Below are 21,872 nucleotides of genomic sequence, written 5' to 3'. Positions count from 1 at the left end.
GTCAGTCCCGGTACAGCAGGAGAGCTTCGCCCTGCCCGCCGCCGCCGCACAGGGATACGGCGGCCCTTCCGGTGCCCCGGCGTTTCAGTTCATGGGCTGCATGCCCGGCCAGGCGCGCACCGGAGGCTCCGATGGGGTGGCCCAGGGCGATGGCTCCGCCGTGGATGTTGCACTTCTCCAACGGGTACTTGAGGTCCTTGAGCGACTGCACCGCAACGGATCCGAAGGCCTCGTTGATCTCGATGAAGTCGAGGTCCGCGGTGGTCCATCCCGCCCGGTCGAGGGCATTCCTGATCGCGTGTGAAGGCTGCGAATGCAGCGAATTGTCCGGCCCCGCCACCTGGCCCGGCTTGCCCACCACCGCGAGGTAGTCCAGGCCGTTTTCTTCCGCGAACTTCCGCGTGCTCAGCACCAGGGCCGAGGCGCCGTCGGAGAGGGGAGAGGAGTTGCCGGCCGTGATGGTGCCGTCGCTGACGAATGCCGCCCGCAACCCGGCCAGCGATTCCACCGTGGTGTTGGGGCGCACGCCTTCATCCTCGGAGACAACAATGGGATCGCCCTTGCGCTGCTTGACGCTGATGGGTGCGATTTCGTCGTCGAAGACGCCGTTCTTGGCCGCCAGCGCGGCCCGCTGGTGCGACTGGGCCGCCACGTTGTCCTGCGATGCCCGGTCGATGCCAAGAACCAGGTTCTTGCTCTCGGTGGACAGCCCCATGGACTGTCCGTCGAACGCGTCCGTCAGGCCGTCGTGCGCGGCCACATCCAGCGCCTGGACGGTCCCGTAGGTCCAGCCCTGCCGGGACCCCGGCAGGATGTGCGGGGCCCGGGTCATGGATTCCTGCCCGCCGGCAACGACGACGGCGGCATCACCGCTGCGGATCATGCGGGCGGCGTCGATGACAGCCGTCAGGCCGGAAAGGCACACCTTGTTGATGGTGACAGTGGGGACGTTCCAGCCGATGCCAGCGCCGATGGCGCTCTGCCGTGCCGGGTTCTGGCCGGCTCCCGCCTGCAGCACCTGGCCCATGATGACCGCATCCACCTTGTCGGCGCCGACGCCGCTTGCGGCGAGGGCCGCCTTGATGGCATGCGCCCCGAGTTCCACCGCCGTGAAGCTGGCCAGCTGGCCGTTGAGGCGGCCCTGCGGCGTGCGTGCCGCAGCGAGGATGACAACATCGTTGTTGTCTGGGGAGTTGCTCATGGTTATCTCTTCCGATCTGTGACGGTGTAGGCCAAGGCTATCGTGAGCCGAATCACCTATCCATTCAAACGCACCTGGCGCAGGGTCCATTCCACCCGCCTTTCCTGCCGCCCGCCCCTCATCCGGCAGGGCGCCCCTCATCCGGCCGCCCGCCCCTCATCCGGCCGGGCGCCGGGTGCCGGCGGGGGTGACGACAGGGGAGAACTCCCCATGCACCGGAAATGCGGGTGCCCGCGGCGTTGCGTAGGGTGGAAGGAGTTTCAGCAACGGAAAACAGGGAGCAGCATCTTGAAGAACGTCCTCGCCGCGGCAGCCATGCTAAGCCTCGCCGGGCTCACGGCCTGTTCCGTGTCCACCCCGGCCCCGGGGGGCACATCGTCGTCGGCCGCAGCGACGTCCGCAACATCCGCGCCGTCTCCGTCCTCCAGCCCGGCGGCTCTCCAGTCCGGGGGCGCCAAAGAGGCCTGCGAGTTGTTCAACTCGCTGTACGCGGAGTATAGGGCCAGCGAGCCCACGTCCAACGCCTATGAAGCGATCTACTCCAAGGCATGGAAGGCCAAGGACGCCTACACAGGAAACCTGAGGGGACTGTTTTCGTCGCTAAGCGCTCTCACTATCAGCCACTCTGCCGTCGTCGAGAAGGGCGGCCAGCCGGACCAGTCGGCCAAGGACGCCGTGCGTGATGCTGTCTTTGCCAACGCCGGCGACTGCACCGCCGAGGGCGTGACGCTCACGCTGTAAAACCCAACTAGGTGCCTCCGGCAACAGTGCTTGCAATAACCGGGGAAGTGGGGTAGACACGCGCGCCGCTTTGCCGTATCGTAGATATTTGCGTCTTCCCTGTTTACCTTCAGCCTTCATATAGCGGTGGGCTTTGCCTAGCAGCTGTTCCATCGACGTGCCGTCCGAGACGTGCATCAACATGAACAGCCTGGGTCCCGGGTCATATAGCGGAACCGGACTGGTAGCGCTGCGGAGTCATTCTGCAGGGCTTGCAACGGGGGAGATCTGAAAACGCCTGAAGGTCTGTGGAAGGATCCCTCTTGGTCGCCTCGAGCACCTCTAATGTAAACAACGCTACCGCTATCAATGCCGACAGCACCGATGGTGCCACTCGCCGGCTCTCATTCGCAAAGATTCACGAACCTCTTGACGTTCCGAATCTGCTTGCCCTGCAAACGGACAGCTTTGACTGGCTGGTCGGAAACGAACGCTGGCAGGCACGCGTTGCGAAGGCTGTCGAAGAAGGCGACCTCAGCGTCGCCACTAGCTCCGGTCTGTCTGACATCTTTGAAGAGATCTCCCCGATCGAGGATTTCCAGGGCACCATGTCCCTGAGCTTCTCCGACCCGGAGTTCGCTGATCCCAAATACACCATGGCCGAGTGCAAGGACCGGGACGCTACGTACTCGGCTCCGCTGTACGTTAAAGCCGAATTCATGAACAACAACACGGGCGAAATCAAGCAGCAGACCGTGTTCATGGGTGACTTCCCGCTGATGACCGAGAAGGGCACCTTCGTCGTCAACGGCACCGAGCGTGTCGTTGTCTCCCAGCTGGTCCGTTCCCCGGGCGCCTACTTCGAGCGCACCGCTGACAAGACCAGCGACAAGGACATCTTCACTGCGAAGATCATCCCGTCCCGCGGTGCCTGGTTCGAGCTCGAGATCGACAAGCGCGACCAGGTCGGCGTTCGCCTTGACCGCAAGCGCAAGCAGTCCGTCACGGTGCTGCTGAAGGCCCTCGGCTGGACCGAAGGCCAGATCCTCGAAGAGTTCGGCCAGTACGACTCCATGCGCGCAACGCTGGAGAAGGACGCCACCGAAACCCGCGAAGACGCTTTGCTGGACATCTACCGGAAGCTGCGACCGGGCGAGCCGCCCACCGTCGAGGCTGCCCAGTCCCTGCTGGACAACCTGTACTTCAACTCCAAGCGCTACGATCTGGCCAAGGTCGGCCGTTACAAGATCAATCGCAAGCTTGGCATCGACCGCTCCCTTGGCGACAAGGAAGCTTCGGTCCTGCACGTTGAAGACATCGTTGCAATGATCAAGTTCCTGGTTGCCCTGCACGCCGGCGAGAAGACCCTCACGGGCAAGCGCGACGGCCAGGACCACGAACTGCGCGTCGAGATCGATGACATCGACCACTTCGGCAACCGCCGCATCCGCGCCGTCGGCGAGCTCATCGAGAACCAGGTCCGCACCGGCCTGTCCCGTATGGAGCGCGTCGTCCGCGAGCGTATGACCACGCAGGACGTCGAGGCCATCACGCCGCAGACACTGATCAACATCCGCCCCGTTGTGGCAGCCATCAAGGAGTTCTTCGGAACTTCCCAGCTGTCCCAGTTCATGGACCAGAACAACCCGCTGTCGGGTCTGACCCACAAGCGCCGTCTGTCCGCGCTTGGCCCGGGTGGTCTGTCCCGTGACCGTGCAGGCATGGAAGTCCGAGACGTTCACCCGTCCCACTACGGACGTATGTGCCCCATCGAAACCCCTGAAGGCCCGAACATTGGTCTGATCGGTTCGCTGGCTTCCTACGGCCGCATCAACCCGTTCGGCTTCATCGAGACGCCTTACCGCCTCGTGTCCGAAGGTGTCGTTTCCGATGAGGTCCAGTACCTGACGGCCGACGACGAAGCAGAGGTCCTGATTGCACAGGCCAACGCTCCGCTGGACGAGAACAAGAAGTTCGCCGAGGAGACCGTCCTGGTCCGCGCCCGTGGTGGTGGAGGCGAGCCCGTGCTGGTTCCCGCCGCCGAGGTCGAGTTCATGGACGTTTCCCCGCGCCAGATGGTGTCCGTGGCTACGGCCCTGATCCCGTTCCTCGAGCATGACGATGCTAACCGCGCACTCATGGGTGCCAACATGCAGCGCCAGGCTGTGCCGCTGGTCCGTTCCGAGGCGCCGTTCGTCGGTACCGGCATGGAGCGTGCCGCCGCCGTCGACGCCGGTGACGTTGTCATCGCGAAGAAGGCCGGTGTGGTCACCGAGGTGTCCGCTGAACTCGTCATCATGCTCAACGACGACGGCACGGAAACCAACTACCGCATCAACAAGTTCGCCCGTTCCAACCAGGGCAACTGCTATAACCACCGTGTCCTGGTGAGCGAAGGCCAGCGCCTGGAGGTCGGCGGCATCATCGCTGACGGCCCGGCAACGGACCAGGGTGAACTCGCCCTCGGTAAGAACCTGCTCGTGGCATTCATGTCATGGGAAGGCCACAACTTCGAGGACGCCATCATCCTCTCGCAGCGCATCGTTGCCGAGGACGTCCTTTCCTCCATCCACATCGAGGAGCACGAGATCGATGCCCGCGACACCAAGCTTGGTGCCGAGGAAATCACCCGTGACATCCCCAACGTGTCCGAGGAAGTCCTTGCAGGCCTGGACGAGCGCGGCATCATCCACATCGGTGCCGAGGTTGAAGCCGGCGACATCCTGGTCGGAAAGGTCACCCCGAAGGGTGAAACCGAACTGACCCCGGAAGAGCGCCTGCTGCGCGCCATCTTCGGCGAGAAGTCCCGCGAAGTCCGCGACACGTCCCTGAAGGTTCCGCACGGCGAGTCCGGCACCGTCATCGGCGTCCGCGTCTTCGACCGCGACAACGACGACGAGCTGCCCCCGGGCGTCAACCAGCTGGTCCGCGTCTACGTGGCCGCCAAGCGCAAGATCACCGACGGCGACAAGCTCGCCGGCCGTCACGGCAACAAGGGTGTTATCTCCAAGATCCTTCCGATCGAGGACATGCCCTTCCTTGCCGACGGTACCCCCGTTGATATCGTCCTGAACCCGCTGGGTGTTCCGGGCCGTATGAACGTCGGCCAGGTGCTCGAAACGCACCTCGGCTGGGTTGCCAAGACCGGTTGGAAGATCGAAGGCGAGCCCGAGTGGGTCAAGCAGCTGCCGAACCTGCCGCGCGAGAGTGGTTCGACCACTGTTGCAACGCCGGTCTTCGACGGTGCGCGTGAAGAAGAAATCACGGGCCTGCTCGACTCCACCAACGTGACCCGCGACGGCGACCGCCTGATCAACTCCTCGGGCAAGACCCGCCTGTTTGACGGCCGCTCCGGCGAGCCGTTCCCGGATCCGATCTCGGTCGGCTACATGTACATCCTGAAGCTCCACCACCTGGTGGACGACAAGATCCACGCGCGCTCCACCGGCCCGTACTCCATGATCACGCAGCAGCCGCTGGGTGGTAAGGCACAGTTCGGTGGCCAGCGCTTCGGTGAAATGGAAGTGTGGGCGCTCGAAGCTTACGGCGCCGCGTACACGCTCCAGGAACTCCTCACGATCAAGTCGGATGATATCCACGGTCGTGTGAAGGTCTACGAAGCCATCGTCAAGGGCGAGAACATCCCTGAGCCGGGCGTTCCTGAGTCCTTCAAGGTCTTGATCAAGGAAATGCAGTCGCTGTGCCTGAACGTGGAAGTGCTTTCCACGGACGGAACCACAATTGAAATGCGTGACTCTGATGACGCAGTCTTCACGGCTGCGGAAGAACTGGGCATCGATCTGTCTCGTGCAGAGCCCAGTTCCGTAGAAGAGGTCTAGAGTCCTCCGGAGCAGGGCAGCCGGCACGCCGCGCTGCCTTGCTCCGGGGCTCCCTCTTCCCGTAACCCAAGACTTCAGAATTTAGAGAACAAGAGAGAACAGGGACCATATGTCCAGCGAATCCTCCTTCGGCCTCATGCAGATCGGCCTCGCCACCGCGGAAGACATCCGTGGCTGGTCTTACGGCGAGGTTAAGAAGCCGGAAACCATCAACTACCGCACGCTCAAGCCCGAGAAGGACGGCCTCTTCTGCGAGAAGATCTTCGGCCCGTCCCGCGACTGGGAATGCTACTGCGGCAAGTACAAGCGCGTGCGCTTCAAGGGCATCATCTGCGAGCGGTGTGGCGTTGAAGTCACCCGCGCCAAGGTCCGCCGTGAGCGCATGGGCCACATCGAACTGGCCGCACCGGTCACGCACATCTGGTACTTTAAGGGTGTTCCGTCCCGCCTGGGCTACCTCCTTGACCTTGCACCGAAGGACCTCGAAAAGGTCATCTACTTCGCTGCCTACATGATCACGAGCGTCGATACCGACAGCCGCCACGAAGAACTGCCCAACCTCCAGGTTGAGCACGATATCGAGAAGAAGCAGCTGGTCGACAACCGCGACTCGGACATCGCCACGATCGCCCGCGACCTTGAGAACGAGCTTGCCCGTCTCGAAGGTGAAGGCGCCAAGGCTGCCGACAAGAAGAAGGCCCGCGACTCCGCGGACCGTCAGATGGCCAACGTGCGTAAGCGTGCCGACGCCGACATCGAGCGCCTTGAGCAGGTCTGGGACCGTTTCAAGAACCTGAAGGTCGCAGACCTCGAAGGTGATGAAGGCCTCTACCGCGAACTGCGTGACCGCTACGGCATGTACTTCGAAGGCTCCATGGGTGCCGAAGCCATCAAGAAGCGTCTTGAGAACTTCGACATGCAGGCCGAGTCGGACCTGCTGCGCGACATCATTGCCAACGGCAAGGGCCAGCGCAAGACCCGTGCACTGAAGCGCCTGAAGGTGGTCAACGCGTTCCTGACCACCAACAACAGCCCGCTCGGCATGGTGCTGGACGCCGTCCCGGTGATCCCGCCGGAACTGCGCCCGATGGTCCAGCTGGACGGTGGCCGCTTCGCGACCTCCGACCTCAACGACCTCTACCGCCGTGTGATCAACCGCAACAACCGCCTCAAGCGCCTGCTTGACCTCGGTGCTCCGGAGATCATCGTCAACAACGAGAAGCGCATGCTTCAGGAAGCTGTTGACAGCCTCTTCGACAACGGCCGTCGTGGCCGTCCGGTAACGGGTCCGGGCAACCGTCCGCTGAAGTCCCTGAGCGACATGCTCAAGGGCAAGCAGGGTCGTTTCCGCCAGAACCTGCTCGGCAAGCGCGTTGACTACTCCGGCCGTTCGGTCATCGTCGTCGGCCCGCAGCTGAAGCTGCACCAGTGTGGTCTGCCCAAGCAGATGGCCCTGGAGCTCTTCAAGCCGTTCGTGATGAAGCGCCTGGTTGACCTCAACCACGCCCAGAACATCAAGTCGGCAAAGCGCATGGTCGAGCGTTACCGTCCGCAGGTCTGGGACGTGCTGGAAGAGATCATCACCGAACACCCGGTGCTGCTCAACCGTGCACCTACCCTGCACCGCCTCGGCATCCAGGCCTTCGAACCGCAGCTTGTGGAAGGCAAGGCAATCCAGCTCCACCCGCTGGTTTGTGGCGCCTTCAACGCTGACTTCGACGGCGACCAGATGGCAGTGCACCTGCCGCTGAGCCCCGAGGCCCAGGCTGAAGCACGCATCCTGATGCTGTCCTCCAACAACATCCTGAAGCCGTCCGACGGCCGCCCGGTGACCCTTCCTTCGCAGGATATGATCATCGGCCTCTACCACCTGACCACCAAGCGTGTCGGTTCAGCTGGCGAAGGCCGCATCTTCTCCTCGGTTTCGGAAGCCATCATGGCGTTCGACCTGCACGAGCTGCACCTGAACTCCCAGGTCAAGATCCGTCTTGAGGGCTTTGTTCCTTACGCCGGCTGGGAAGCTCCGGAAGGCTGGGAGCCGGGTCAGACCGCGCTCGTCCAGACCTCCCTGGGCCAGGTCATCTTCAACCAGACCCTGCCCGAGGACTACCCGTGGGTTGAGGCTGTTGCCGACAAGGGCGAACTGTCCCGCATCGTCAACGACCTCGCCGAGCGCTACCCGAAGGTTGTTACCGCGGCAACGCTGGACAACCTGAAGGACGCCGGTTTCTACTGGGCCACCCGCTCAGGCGTCACCGTCGCCATCTCCGACATCGAGGTTCCGGCCGAGAAGCCGGTCATCCTTGCCGGTTACGAAGAGCGCGCTGCCAAGATCCAGGGACAGTACGACAAGGGCCTGATCGACGACGACGAGCGTCGCCAGGAACTGATCGAGATCTGGAACAAGGCAACCAACGAAATCGCCCAGGTCATGCGTGACAACCTGTCGCCCATGAACACGATTAACCGCATGGTTTCCTCCGGTGCACGTGGTAACTGGATGCAGGTCCGTCAGATCGCGGGTATCCGTGGCCTGGTGGCCAACCCTAAGGGTGAGATCATCCCGCGTCCGATCAAGTCCTCCTACCGCGAGGGCCTGTCGGTGCTGGAATACTTCATCGCCACGCACGGTGCCCGTAAGGGTCTGGCTGACACCGCGCTGCGTACCGCCAACTCGGGTTACCTGACCCGTCGTCTGGTGGACGTCTCGCAGGACGTCATCGTCCGTGAAGAGGACTGCGGCACCGAACGCGGCCTCGTCACCCCGATCGCCGTGGCTGATGCCAACGGTGAGCTGGTGCTGGACGAGAACGTTGAGAACAGCGCGTACGCCCGTACCCTGGCCGTGGATGTCGTTGACTCCAAGGGCAAGGTCCTGGCTGCCGGCGGCACCGACTGCGGCGACGTCGTCATTGCCGAACTGTTCGCAGCCGGTATCACCGAGGTCAAGGTCCGCTCTGTACTCACCTGTGAGTCCAGCGTCGGCACCTGCGCCCTGTGCTACGGCCGTTCGCTGGCCACCGGCAAGACCGTGGACATCGGTGAGGCAGTGGGCATCATTGCCGCACAGTCCATCGGTGAGCCCGGTACCCAGCTGACCATGCGTACGTTCCACACCGGTGGTGCTGTTTCCGCCAGCGGTGGCGACGACATCACCCAGGGTCTGCCCCGTATCCAGGAGCTTTTCGAAGCCCGTACTCCGAAGGGTGTCGCACCGATTGCAGAAGCAGCCGGCCGCATCGCCATCGAAGAGTCCGAGCGCCAGATGCGCCTGGTCATCACTCCGGACGACGGCAGTGAAGAGATCGCTTACCCGGTCCTTCGCCGCTCACGCCTCCTGATTGAAGACGGGCAGCACGTCGCGGTGGGCCAGAAGCTCATCAACGGCCCGGTCGACCCCAAGCAGGTTCTGCGCATCATGGGCCCCCGTGCTGCACAGAAGTTCCTGGTGGACGAAGTCCAGGGCGTGTACCGCAGCCAGGGCATCGGCATCCACGACAAGCACGTCGAGGTTATCGTCCGCCAGATGCTGCGCCGCGTCACGGTCATCGAATCGGGTGAATCCGACCTGCTCCCCGGTGAGCTGGCCGAGCGCAGCCGCTTCGAAGACGCCAACCGCCGCGTGGTGTCCGAGGGCAAGACTCCGGCTTCCGGACGTCCTGAGCTCATGGGTATCACCAAGGCATCCCTGGCCACCGAGTCCTGGCTGTCGGCAGCTTCCTTCCAGGAGACCACCCGCGTCCTGACGCAGGCGGCCATGGAAGGCAAGAGCGACCCGCTGCTCGGCCTCAAGGAGAACGTCATCATCGGTAAGCTCATCCCCGCCGGCACGGGTCTCCCGCGCTACACGGAGGTCACGGTGGAGCCGACTGAAGAAGCAAAGGCAAACCTGTTCACGGGTCCCAGCGCTTTCAGCGACTTCTCCTACGACACGCTTGGCGGCGACGGAGCTCCTGAGTTCCACGCCATCCCGCTGGATGATTACGACCTCGGCAGCGACTTCCGCTAGACCGCAGTCATAGCCTGATCAAGGGATGGTCCCGCACCGCAAGGTGGGGGACCATCCCTGTTTAACCCGCCGATTAAGGCTTGGCGGCCGTCCATGTTAGACTGGATACCAATTGTTATTGTGGCAGTGGATGAGTGCGCCGGCTGAGCTGAAAGGCTAGCCAGAGCGACGTTTCCGGTTTGCAGGGTTCTTGTGCAACGTATGCCACATTTTTGCATGCCTAGGGACCGATCAGGACGCAAGTCCGGGTCCCGGTCTGCGATCCGACTATTAAGGCTTCGCCTCAGCTGCTCTGGAGATTCTTCAAAGCTCGGGCGGCGGGGCAAAGCAAAAGGAGAGCGGCTGTCAGCGGCCGCTCCGGATAAAACGGAGAACACGAGAGTGCCTACGATTAACCAGTTGGTCCGTAAGGGCCGCACGCCTAAGGTCTCAAAGACCAAGGCTCCCGCGCTTAAGGGCAGCCCGATGCGCCGCGGTGTTTGCACCCGCGTCTACACCACCACCCCGAAGAAGCCGAACTCGGCTCTGCGTAAGGTTGCACGTGTGCGCCTTAACGGTGGCGTTGAGGTTACCGCTTACATCCCCGGTGTAGGCCACAACCTCCAGGAGCACTCCATTGTGCTCGTCCGTGGCGGTCGTGTGAAGGACCTCCCGGGTGTCCGTTACAAGATCGTCCGTGGCGCCCTCGATACCCAGGGTGTGAAGAACCGTAAGCAGGCACGCAGCCGCTACGGCGCAAAGATGGAGAAGAAGTAATATGCCTCGCAAGGGTCCGGCCCCCAAGCGGCCGCTAGTACTAGATCCCGTTTACGGCTCCCCGCTGGTCACCCAGCTGATCAACAAGGTGCTGGTAGACGGCAAGAAGTCCACCGCTGAGCGCATCGTTTACGGTGCCCTCGAAGGCGCCCGCGCCAAGTCCGGCGGCGACCCCGTAGCAGCACTCAAGAAGGCCATGGACAACGTCAAGCCTTCCCTCGAGGTCCGCTCACGCCGCGTCGGTGGCGCAACCTACCAGGTTCCGGTTGAGGTCAAGCCGGGCCGCTCCACGGCACTCGCCCTTCGCTGGCTGGTCGGCTACTCCAAGGCCCGCCGCGAAAAGACGATGACCGAGCGTCTCCAGAACGAAATCCTGGATGCCTCGAACGGTCTCGGTGCCGCTGTGAAGCGTCGCGAAGACACCCACAAGATGGCCGAGTCCAACAAGGCCTTCGCACACTACCGCTGGTAATACTTCCCGGACGCCGCCGGCTCACTCGAGCCGGCGGCGAACGTGCAGTCCATCCGAAAGGGAGACACCGTGGCACAGGACGTGCTTACCGACCTTAGTAAGGTCCGCAATATCGGCATCATGGCCCACATTGATGCCGGCAAGACCACCACCACCGAGCGCATTCTGTTCTACACAGGTGTGAACCACAAGATCGGCGAAACGCACGACGGCGCTTCGACCACCGACTGGATGGAACAGGAAAAGGAACGCGGCATCACCATCACGTCTGCCGCCGTGACCTGCTTCTGGGAAAACAACCAGATCAACATCATCGACACCCCCGGCCACGTGGACTTCACGGTTGAGGTTGAGCGCTCCCTGCGCGTCCTCGACGGTGCAGTCGCCGTGTTCGACGGCAAGGAAGGCGTGGAGCCGCAGTCCGAGACTGTCTGGCGCCAGGCTGACAAGTACAACGTCCCGCGTATCTGCTTCGTCAACAAGATGGACAAGCTGGGCGCTGACTTCTACTTCACCGTAGACACCATCATCAGCCGCCTCGGTGCCAAGCCGCTCGTCATGCAGCTGCCGATCGGTTCCGAGAATGACTTCATCGGCGTCGTCGACCTGCTCTACATGCGCGCACTGGTGTGGCCCGGCGATGCCAAGGGTGACGTCACCATGGGTGCCAAGTACGAGATCCGCGAGATCCCGGCTGACCTCAAGGAAAAGGCCGAAGAGTACCGCGCAACGCTCGTTGAGACTGTTGCAGAGGCCTCCGAAGAACTCATGGAGAAATACCTTGAGGGCGAAGAGATCTCCATCGACGAGCTCAAGGCCGGCATCCGCAAGATGACGATCAACTCGGAGATCTACCCGGTCTTCTGCGGTTCCGCATTCAAGAACCGTGGCGTTCAGCCGATGCTGGATGCCGTCGTTGACTACCTGCCGAACCCGCTCGACGTCCCCCCGATGATCGGTCACGATCCTCGCGACGAAGAGAAGGAACTCACTCGCAAGCCGTCCTCTGAAGAGCCGTTCTCCGCACTGGCATTCAAGATCGCCGCGCACCCGTTCTTCGGTCAGCTCACCTTCATCCGCGTGTACTCCGGTCACGTGGAAGCAGGCGCCCAGGTGGTTAACTCCACCAAGGGCAAGAAGGAGCGCATCGGCAAGCTGTTCCAGATGCACGCCAACAAGGAAATGCCCGTTGAGGGCGCTACCGCCGGCCACATCTACGCAGCCATCGGTCTGAAGGACACCACCACGGGTGACACCCTGTGCGATTCCGCCAACCAGATCGTCCTCGAGTCCATGAGCTTCCCGGAGCCCGTGATCTCGGTTGCCATCGAGCCGAACACCAAGGGTGACCAGGAGAAGCTCTCCACGGCCATCCAGAAGCTCTCCGCTGAGGACCCGACCTTCCAGGTCTCCCTCAACGAAGACACCGGTCAGACCATCATCGCCGGCATGGGCGAGCTCCACCTGGACATCCTGGTGGACCGCATGCGCCGCGAATTCAAGGTCGAGGCAAACGTTGGCAAGCCGCAGGTTGCTTACCGCGAAACCATCAAGCGTGCTGTAGAGCGTCACGACTACACGCACAAGAAGCAGACCGGTGGTTCGGGCCAGTTCGCAAAGATCCAGATCGCGATCGAGCCGCTGGACACGTCCGAAGGCGAGATGTACGAGTTCGAGAACAAGGTCACCGGTGGCCGCGTTCCGCGCGAATACATCCCGTCTGTTGACGCCGGTATCCAGGATGCACTGAACGACGGCGTCCTGGCCGGTTACCCGGTTGTCGGCATCAAGGCCACGCTGATTGACGGCGCGTACCACGATGTTGACTCCTCGGAAATGGCGTTCAAGATCGCCGGCCGTATGGCTTTCAAGGAAGCTGCACGCAAGGCGAACCCTGTCCTGCTCGAACCGCTGATGGATGTCGAGGTCCGCACCCCTGAGGAATACATGGGTGAAGTTATCGGTGACCTCAACTCCCGCCGTGGCCAGATGCAGTCCATGGAAGATGCCCAGGGCGTCAAGGTCATCCGCGCGCACGTCCCGCTGTCCGGCATGTTCGGCTACATCGGTGACCTGCGCTCGAAGACCCAGGGCCGCGCTGTGTACTCCATGACGTTCAACAGCTACGCCGAGGTCCCGAAGGCTGTCGCCGACGAGATCATTCAGAAGACCCGCGGCGAGTAGTCCACCGGACTTTCAAAGCGACAAACTCGGGTGCGTTTCCAAATTTGGAAACTAGCCCTGTGCAGATGGTCGGTTTCCGGCCATCTGCACGAACAGGCTCGAGGGACTAGTATTAGTTCCTGAATCTGCAATTTCACCAATCCAAAGCCCCCCAAGTAGACTTACTGAAGTTTCGGCCGCGACAAGCGCGACCGGAGGGTAAGTCATTTGAAAACGTTCTAGGAGGAACCTGTGGCAAAGGCAAAGTTCGAGCGGACTAAGCCGCACGTTAACATCGGTACCATTGGTCACGTTGACCACGGTAAGACGACGTTGACGGCCGCCATTTCCAAGGTGCTGTACGACAAGTACCCGACTCTCAACGAGAAGCGTGACTTCGCGTCGATTGACTCTGCTCCCGAAGAGCGTCAGCGCGGCATTACCATCAACATCTCCCACGTTGAGTACCAGACCGAGAAGCGCCACTACGCACACGTAGACGCTCCGGGTCACGCTGACTACATCAAGAACATGATCACCGGTGCGGCTCAGATGGACGGTGCAATCCTCGTGGTTGCCGCCACTGACGGCCCGATGGCTCAGACCCGCGAGCACGTTCTGCTCGCCCGCCAGGTTGGTGTTCCCTACCTGCTGGTGGCACTGAACAAGGCTGACATGGTCGATGACGAAGAGCTCCTCGACCTCGTCGAAATGGAAGTTCGTGAGCTCCTGAGCTCGCAGGGCTTCGACGGCGACGAAGCTCCGGTCGTTCGCGTTTCCGGCCTGAAGGCCCTGGAAGGCGACCCCGAGTGGGTCAAGTCCGTTGAGGACCTGATGGCTGCTGTGGACGAGTCCGTTCCGGACCCCATCCGCGACCGCGACAAGCCCTTCCTGATGCCGATCGAAGACGTCTTCACGATCACCGGCCGTGGCACCGTTGTAACGGGCCGCGCCGAGCGTGGAACCCTCGCGATCAACTCTGAGGTCGAGATCGTCGGCATCCGTCCGGTCCAGAAGACCACGGTTACCGGTATCGAGATGTTCCACAAGCAGCTCGACGAAGCATGGGCCGGCGAGAACTGTGGCCTGCTGCTCCGCGGTCTGAAGCGTGATGACGTAGAGCGTGGCCAGGTTGTCGTCAAGCCGGGTTCAATCACCCCGCACACCGACTTCGAGGCTAACGTCTACATCCTCTCCAAGGACGAAGGCGGACGTCACAACCCGTTCTACTCCAACTACCGCCCGCAGTTCTACTTCCGCACCACGGACGTAACCGGCGTTATCACCCTGCCGGAAGGCACGGAAATGGTTATGCCTGGCGACAACACTGAGATGACCGTTGCGCTCATCCAGCCCATCGCTATGGAAGAGGGCCTCGGCTTCGCTATCCGCGAAGGCGGCCGCACCGTTGGTTCGGGACGCGTCACCAAGATCATCAAGTAGTAATACTGGATGATCAGGGATCGGAAGGCCTGACGGCCGTCTGAGACTTATCAACAGCCCCGCTGCGTGCATATCGCAGCGGGGCTGTTTTTTGCTAGAGTTATTCCAATCGCTGGATAAACCATGGAGTGCTCCGTCGGAGATATTCCGTTGGTGGCGATGACACCGAAAGGAATAACTCGATGTGGTCTGCCCTCATGACGCCACTGGTCATCATTGCCGCCGTCCTTCTCATCTCGTCCCGCCGGTCCATCCGTCAACTTAAGGCTGCGAACCATGATGCCTACGGCAGCGGCTTTAGGGCCGGGCATGTCCAAGGCTGGCATGAAGGCGTTGCCGCGGTGTCAGCCCGGCATGCGGCCGGCACCGGGTCCCCGACTTCGCCCGAAAGTGCGGCAAGCCTTGACGGGCTGGCAGTGCAACAGCCCCTCGAAGCGGTCCATCATGTGACGGTGGCCGCGCGCCCCGCTGCTGCGGAGCCGGCTGCCGAGGAGCTTCCCTTGATGGAGTCGCCCGCGGAACGCCTGGCCAGAAAGGACAAACGTGAACGGCAGAACATCAACACCACGCTGTATGTCGCCAGCCTGTTGCTGGTGGCGGCGGGGGCACTCTTTGTGGGCACCAGCCTGCCGGCCGCCCTGCGTTTTGCTGGCGTTTGCCTGATCACGGCTCTCTTCTACGGTGTTGGGCTAGCGCTTCATGCCAAAGCGCCGAGGCTTCGGCCTGCCGCCGTTGCCTTCGCCGGCACCGGGCTGGCGCTGGTGCCCGTCGCTGGCCTGGCGATGTACAACTTTGGCGTGCAGGATGCCGGCCTGGCATGGCTCCTGACGTCGCTGGCTGGAACGCTGGCATATGTGGTTGCCGCCATCCGGCTCGAAAGCCGGGTGCTGGTGTACCTGTCGTTCACCTTCGTAGCCTCGACGGCGTGGTCCGGGGTGTCCGTACTCGGCGCTCCGCTGGTGTGGTACTTCGCGGCCGTGATCGGTTTAGCGGTGGCGTTCACAGTGGTGACGCTGGTCAAGCCCGGGTGGATGGCACCCTTGTTCCTGCGTCCGATCATCATCCTCGACCCATTCCTGGTTCCTGCCGTGGCCTTGGCAACTGTGGTTCTGCCGTTGGGTCTGGAGCGCAGCGACTTCGCCCTGATCATGGCACTCTGTGGAGCGTACTTCGCCACAGCCGCATTGGTGCGCGGCGCCAGCCACCGGCTATTGAAGATGCACGGTGCGCGACTGGCCATGACCGTTGCGGCGTCCGCGTGGGCCTGGCATCTCACAGGTGCTGCCGCCTGGGGACTGTTCACCGCTGCGTCCCTTCTGGCTGTGCAGTCCGTGGCCGTTGCCGCGGCCTCGGTGCCTCTGCAGCGCTGGTCCCCGGCCCGGGGAGGCAAGCAGCACTGGAACGCGGACTCGTTCATCACACTCGGGTCCCAACTGGTCCTGGCGTTCGCCATGCTCGTTCAGGTTCCCGGCAACCTGGAGGACCTGCTGCTCTGGGTAGTCGTGACCGGCGCCGCCGCTGGGATGTACATCGCAGTGAAAGCCGGGGGAGCCGCCGAATGGGCACCGCCGGCAGCACTGGCAACGGGCATGGCGGCCGGGGTGCAGCTGGGCCCCTGGCTGGTCTTCAACCTGCTCGCCGCAGCAACACTTTTCTGGGCTGTGCGCTCGGTTGCTTCCCATTCACCGCTGCTCCCGCACTTCATCCTTGCCGCACGGATAGCCGGGACCCTGGCCGTTCCTGTGCTGACCACCGCACTGATGGACGGGAGCCGCGACGCGCCCGCTGCGGCCTTCTTCTGCCTGTCGCTCGCCCTGGTGGTCCAGCAGCTGGCATCCGCCGCGGCCGAGCGGGCGGGTGCAGCGGCTCTGGTACCCGTCCCAACCCTGGTAGGTTTCACTGCTGCCGGTGCCTTGTGCCTGATCGCTTTGGCCATCACGGACGCCACGGCAGGGAATCTGTTTTCGACCATTGCCCTGGTGGTCCAGACACTGGTTTCACTGGCCGTGGGCGTCCTACTGCTTCCGGTGTCCGCCACGGACGTTCCCTGGCAGCCAACGGTAGCCGAGTGGCTGCCCCTGGCAGTGTCGGCAACAGCCTTCCTGACGGCCAACGCCGGCGTCTCATCAGGCCTGGCCACCGGCCTCCTGTTCCCCCTTTTCCTCTACTTGGCAGCCTCAGGGATGAGGTCTGCCGGCATTGACCGGCGCTGGGCCTACTGGTGGATGGCCAGGGCAGCGGCAACCCTCCTCGTGGCGATGGCATACCGCGAGCTTCAGCAGTCATCCGGACCGGTGGTGTTCGCTGGCGAGGACATCTCACTGGCAAGCGTCCTGATCGCCGCACTGGCGGCCCAGCTCGTGTTCCCGCTTGTCGCCGCAACGCGCCGTCGCGCCCCCGATGCGGTGGTTGCCGACGTCGCACTGGTCCTCGTGTTGCAGACCGTCATCCTTGCCCTGGCCCGGATCCTGCAGCCCGGGGCGGCTGCCGGAAACACGGGGGACTGGCAACAAACCCTGGCCTTGGCCGTTATGGCACTCAGCGCTGCTGCGTCCGGTTATGTGTTCCGGGAACTGCCTGCCGCGGCGGCCTTCGCGCCGTCTGTGCTGGCAGTCCTGCTCGTCTGCAGCGGCGGCCGTTGGGCCGACGTCGAGCTTGTGCTGGGGATCTTCGCTGTTTACAGCGCGGTCATGGTTGCCGCAGCGGAACCGAGGCAGGCGAAGGGGGCATACTTTGCCTTCGCCCGCATTCTCACGGCGGCGCTAGCGATTGTCTTCACGTACGACGTCACCGCCTCCGGCACGGCCGTATCACTGAGTTTCGCTGGCGTCCTTGCCTTCCAGCACGTGGTCCGTTGGGTCATGCGGCACCGGCTGGAGCAGGTTCCCTTCCAGGAAGCGGCCGTGTGGTTGACCCTGGGGGCGCAGGCACTGCTTCCCGTGGCCTACATACTCCAAGGCGCCGGGGTGTCCGCCATCCAGGATGCCGAGGGCGGGCGGGGCGTTGTCCTCGCCGAGCTGGTGTTGTTGCTTCTGAGTGCGGTCGCGGCCCACCGGCTGTTCGGCGCACGCGGCGCCCTCTACCTTGGTGTTTACGGGGGCGTGTTCGGCGTCGTGGCGGCGGGACCGGCGCTGAAGTTCGGGGCCGGAACCCTCCTGGAGGCTCCGCTGCTGAGCTGGGACGGAGTCCCCCTGACGCTGCTCGCGGCGTCACTGGCATTCAGCGCCTGGGAGATCGGCCGACGATTGCGGCGCGCCGAGCGGCAAGGCGCAGATCCGGTGGCCCGCTGGTTCTGGCTGGCAGGGGCGGCCGTTCCTGTCACAACGGCTCTGCTGACCGCCGGTCCGGCGGCGGAATGGATTATCGGCGCTGCCCTCCTGGTTTTGGCCGTTACCGGATTCACGTCCTCGCACACGGAACGCGCACCGCTCCTCTACCTGCCGGCCGCGGCGCTTGTGCTGGCAGGCGCCACGTTGATTGCCGGCACCCTGTACCCCGGCGTGCAGGGGGTGTGGGCGGCTTATCTCCCGTGGCTTGCGGGTTGCGGGCCGGCAGCGCTGGTCCTCTACGGGGCCAGCTTCGCGTTCAGGAAACAAGATGGAGTGCGGCGGCGGGCATTGGTCAGCGCCGGGGCGCTTGGGCTGGCAGCGGCTGCCCTAGCCGGCTTCAAGAGCGATGCGACCTCTCTCATGGCGGCCCTGCTGGTTGCCGTGACCGTGGCTGCGATCGTGCGGGAAGTTCCGGACGGGATGCGGAGAGTGGCCTCTGAAATCGGCGCATTCGTGGTGACCGTTGCAGTGCAGCGTGCAGTGCTCGTCACGGATGGCCACCTGCAGGCCCCGTTCTGGGCCGTGCAGTGGTACGTCGGACTGGCCGCAGGATTGGCGGCGCTTCGCTTCGCAGCCGGATCCAGGACGGCGGGACGCACCCTGTTGGCTTCCGGCGCCACGCTGCTTGGGCTCAGCGGTCTGGGCATACTGTGGAGCGGGTCGGGGAGTCAGCAACTGTGGGTTTTGGCCTTGCACGCTGCACTGCTGTTGTCCGGGCTGCTCATGGCGGAGCGGATGTTCGTCTGGTGGGGTGCGGCCGGAGTGTCCCTGTGCCTGGTGTGGGCCCTTCGGTCCTACACCTTCGTTCTCCTGGCGCTGATCGCCGTCGGACTGATCGCCTTCGCACTGTGGAAGCTGGCACGGGCCGAGCCCGTGGAGCCTGCCCATGAATCGCCGCTGCCGGAAGGGCCGCCGGCTCCCGACCGGCGGCAGGAAATTTCCTAGCAAAGCCTTGGTAGGGTTGCTGACAACGAAAGGACAGCATCATGGAATGGTTAATCTTCCTTCTGGTCGCCGCGGCAGTCGTTGCCGGCGTGTTTTGGGCGAAGAAGCACTTCCGCCAGGAAATCGAGCGGGCAAAGCGCATCAACCGGGCCAACAAGAACAAGTAGGCCCTAAATCAGGCCTTTCGTGCCCTGCTGAGAGCCTGGAACCAGTAGAAGGATTCCTTCGGCGTCCGCTCCAGCGTGTCAAAGTCCACGTGGACCAGCCCGAAGCGCTGCGAGTAGCCGGCGGCCCACTCAAAGTTGTCCAGCAGGGTCCACACGTAGTAGCCCAGAAGTTTTACGTCCTCGGCGAGGCCGCCGGGTGACGTGGCGGCCAGTGCATGGTTCAGGTGGCCCGCCAGGTAGTCGATCCGGTTGGTGTCCGGAATGGGACCGGACACGTGTTCCGGTTCCGGGAAACTTGCGCCGCTCTCGGTGATGTACAGCGGCGGCAGTGCGTCGCCGTACCGGTCCTTCATCTCGCGCAGCAGCACCCCGATGTGGTCAGGGGCCACGGGCCAGCCGAAGCCGGTCAGGTCATACTCGGGGAACGCCGCCAAATGGAAGGGCACCCGGGCCATGGCTTCGGCCGTGCCGGCAGGGCTGTCGGCCGGCCCCCGCCCCGTGGCGACCTTGACCGGGTAGTAGTAGTTGAGGCCGTAGAAGTCGATGGGTTGGTGGATGTTCCGGAGGTCGGCATCCTTGGCCCCGGACAGGATCCGGAACCATGGCCTGGCGAGCAGCGGCGGCTTCGGATACTTGCCGAGCAGGATGGGGTCCGCATACACCCGGTTCAGCATCAGGTCGAAAACCTTGGCCAAAAGCCTGTCGGTGAGTTTGCCTGAAGCAGGGCGCACGGGGGAGTGCAGGTTGGTCACCCCGACAGTACCGACCACACCGGCTGCGCGCAGGGCCTGCACGGCAAGTCCGTGGCCCAGCAACTGGTGGTGCACCGCCGGCAGCGCATCAAAGAGCAGGTCATGGCCGGGAGCATGCACACCCAGGGCGTAACCGTTGAGCGTCACCGACACCGGTTCGTTCAGCGTGACCCATTGCGCCACGCGATCCCCGTAGCGTTCACCGGCCACGGCACTGTATTCGGCGAAGCGTTCCGCGGTTGTGCGGTTCAGCCAGCCGCCACTGTGCTCGAGCGGCAGGGGAGTGTCCCAGTGGTACAGCGTGGCCATCGGTGAGATGCCGGCGTCAAGCAGTTGATCGATCAGCCGGTCATAGAAGTCCAGGCCCTGGCTGTTGAAGGGGCCGCGGCCGTCCGGCTGGATTCGGGGCCAGGAAATGGAGAAACGGTACGAGTCAACGCCCAGGTCGCGCATCAGGGCAACGTCTTCGCCGGAGCGGTTGTAGTGGTCGCAGGCGACAGCAGGGGAATGGCCGTCCATGATGCTGCCCGGTTTCTCGGCGAAGGCGTCCCAGCCGGAGGGTCCGCGGCCGTCCGCCTTGAGGGATCCTTCGATTTGGAACGCGGCGGCGGCCACACCCAGGATGAAATCCGGGTCCAGCCGCTCGGCCAGGCTCTGCAACGCCGCAGAGTTCTGCACAGTCATGCCCCTATCATCCATTCGACCGTTGCTGAAGGCAATGACCCGGGAAGCCGGCGGCCGCACGCTGCCCTGGATGGCGTGATTCGCTTCTGCCCGCAAAATCCGGCATACTAGATGAGTTGTTCAAGCGCTCCTTCGCGTCCCGATCCGGATAATGCCGGGTGTCAGGGTCCAAGTAGGAGCCCAAACATAACTCACTCCCCACGGAACTGCGGACGAGTACGCGTGCACAGCGCGACACGCCCGACCGCGGGGGTCGGTTACGCCGGCAGGTTGAGGAACCCGGATTCTTCCGGATTCAGCTTGTGCGGCGGGTGGTAGTTAAGACTTCAAATGCTTCGGCAGCCACACAACGCGTAAGTAAACAGGGCAGCCCCAAACAGGGGAAGCACAGACTGAAAGAGAGTCAGGCGACATGGCGGGACAAAAAATCCGCATCCGGCTGAAGTCATATGACCACGAGGTCATTGACGTTTCAGCACGGAAGATCGTTGAGACGGTCACGCGCGCAGGCGCAACGGTAGTTGGCCCCGTGCCCCTGCCGACGGAGAAGAACGTGTACTGCGTTATCCGCTCTCCGCACAAGTACAAGGACAGCCGCGAGCACTTTGAAATGCGCACGCACAAGCGTCTGATCGACATCATCGACCCCACGCCGAAGGCTGTTGACTCGCTTATGCGTCTCGACCTGCCCGCCGACGTGAACATCGAAATCAAGCTGTAGGGAGGTGCTGAGAGACTATGACCGCAACCCGTAACGTAAAGGGCCTGCTGGGCACGAAGCTCGGCATGACCCAGGTCTGGGACGAGAACAACAAGCTCATCCCCGTCACTGTTGTCCAGGCTGACTCAAACGTCATCACCCAGCTGCGTAACGCAGACGTTGATGGCTACGTCGCCGTTCAGATCGGCTACGGCCAGATCGATCCCCGCAAGGTCACCAAGCCGCTGGCTGGTCACTTTGAAAAGGCAGGCGTCACGCCTCGCCGCCACGTTGTCGAACTTCGTACCGCAGATGCTGCTGAGTACGAGCTGGGCCAGGAGCTCTCTGTTGAGGTCTTCGAAGCCGGACAGAAGATCGACGTCGTTGGCACCACCAAGGGTAAGGGCTTCGCCGGTGTTATGAAGCGTCACGGCTTCCACGGCGTTGGAGCTTCCCACGGTGCACACAAGAACCACCGTAAGCCCGGTTCAATCGGTGGCGCATCCACCCCGAGCCGCGTCTTCAAGGGCATGAAAATGGCCGGCCGTATGGGCGCCGTTCGTCACACCACGCTGAACCTCACGGTTCACGCAGTTGACGTCGAGAAGTCGCTGCTCCTCATCAAGGGCGCCGTTCCCGGTGCCCGCGGCCAGGTCGTCCTCGTACGCACCGCCGTGAAGGGAGCCTAGTTC

13 protein-coding genes are annotated in these 21,872 nt (G+C 63.1%); 11 read left to right on the top strand and 2 right to left on the bottom strand.

What is annotated here, in order from left to right:
* Nucleotide 1 precedes the first annotated feature (1 nt).
* Entirely contained in the window at nucleotides 2-1,201 is a 1,200-nt protein-coding gene (locus BS38_RS0103775; protein WP_028269587.1) for an acetyl-CoA C-acetyltransferase, read from the bottom strand.
* Nucleotides 1,202-1,489: 288 nt separating this feature from the next.
* On the opposite strand from BS38_RS0103775, the gene BS38_RS0103770 reads away from it, so the two are divergent.
* The 9 genes from BS38_RS0103770 (at nucleotide 1,490) to BS38_RS27805 (ending at nucleotide 19,044) form a co-directional block, all read left to right on the top strand.
* A complete protein-coding gene (locus BS38_RS0103770) occupies nucleotides 1,490-1,942 on the top strand; it encodes a hypothetical protein (protein ID WP_028269586.1) in 453 nt (150 codons plus the stop codon).
* A gap of 302 nt (nucleotides 1,943-2,244) precedes the next feature.
* Complete coding sequence (gene rpoB, locus BS38_RS0103765) at nucleotides 2,245-5,760, top strand: DNA-directed RNA polymerase subunit beta (RefSeq protein WP_028269585.1); 3,516 nt, start codon at nucleotides 2,245-2,247, stop codon at nucleotides 5,758-5,760.
* Nucleotides 5,761-5,869: 109 nt separating this feature from the next.
* Nucleotides 5,870-9,769 (top strand): DNA-directed RNA polymerase subunit beta', encoded by a 3,900-nt coding sequence (locus BS38_RS0103760; protein WP_011692815.1) that lies wholly within the window; start codon nucleotides 5,870-5,872, stop codon nucleotides 9,767-9,769.
* Between the two features lie 381 nt (nucleotides 9,770-10,150).
* Nucleotides 10,151-10,525 (top strand): 30S ribosomal protein S12, encoded by a 375-nt coding sequence (rpsL, locus tag BS38_RS0103755; RefSeq protein ID WP_009358312.1) that lies wholly within the window; start codon nucleotides 10,151-10,153, stop codon nucleotides 10,523-10,525.
* Nucleotide 10,526: 1 nt separating this feature from the next.
* A complete protein-coding gene (gene rpsG / locus BS38_RS0103750) occupies nucleotides 10,527-10,997 on the top strand; it encodes a 30S ribosomal protein S7 (protein ID WP_026531948.1) in 471 nt (156 codons plus the stop codon).
* Nucleotides 10,998-11,066: 69 nt separating this feature from the next.
* Complete coding sequence (fusA, locus tag BS38_RS0103745; protein ID WP_028269584.1) at nucleotides 11,067-13,181, top strand: elongation factor G; 2,115 nt, start codon at nucleotides 11,067-11,069, stop codon at nucleotides 13,179-13,181.
* A gap of 231 nt (nucleotides 13,182-13,412) precedes the next feature.
* Entirely contained in the window at nucleotides 13,413-14,603 is a 1,191-nt protein-coding gene (gene tuf, locus BS38_RS0103740; protein ID WP_028269583.1) for an elongation factor Tu, read from the top strand.
* 182 nt (nucleotides 14,604-14,785) lie between these two features.
* Entirely contained in the window at nucleotides 14,786-18,877 is a 4,092-nt protein-coding gene (locus tag BS38_RS24285) for a hypothetical protein (protein WP_051628708.1), read from the top strand.
* Nucleotides 18,878-18,918: 41 nt separating this feature from the next.
* A complete protein-coding gene (locus tag BS38_RS27805; protein ID WP_268760402.1) occupies nucleotides 18,919-19,044 on the top strand; it encodes a hypothetical protein in 126 nt (41 codons plus the stop codon).
* An 8-nt stretch (nucleotides 19,045-19,052) separates the two neighbouring features.
* Here BS38_RS27805 and BS38_RS0103725 read toward each other — a convergent pair whose 3' ends face one another.
* Entirely contained in the window at nucleotides 19,053-20,480 is a 1,428-nt protein-coding gene (locus tag BS38_RS0103725) for a GH1 family beta-glucosidase (RefSeq protein WP_028269582.1), read from the bottom strand.
* 412 nt (nucleotides 20,481-20,892) lie between these two features.
* On the opposite strand from BS38_RS0103725, the gene rpsJ reads away from it, so the two are divergent.
* Both rpsJ and rplC read left to right on the top strand, forming a co-directional pair.
* The gene (gene rpsJ, locus BS38_RS0103720) at nucleotides 20,893-21,201 is read left to right on the top strand and encodes a 30S ribosomal protein S10 (RefSeq protein WP_003803825.1); all 309 of its coding nucleotides are present in this window, start codon (nucleotides 20,893-20,895) and stop codon (nucleotides 21,199-21,201) included.
* Between the two features lie 17 nt (nucleotides 21,202-21,218).
* Nucleotides 21,219-21,869, top strand: a complete 651-nt coding sequence (rplC, locus tag BS38_RS0103715) for a 50S ribosomal protein L3 (RefSeq protein WP_011692809.1) — start codon at nucleotides 21,219-21,221, stop codon at nucleotides 21,867-21,869.
* The last annotated feature ends 3 nt before the right edge of the window (nucleotides 21,870-21,872 follow it).

It is taken from the genome of Arthrobacter sp. UNC362MFTsu5.1 (genome assembly GCF_000685965.1).
Classification (GTDB): Bacteria; Actinomycetota; Actinomycetes; order Actinomycetales; family Micrococcaceae; genus Arthrobacter.
This window is presented reverse-complemented; position numbering and strand designations above follow the sequence as displayed.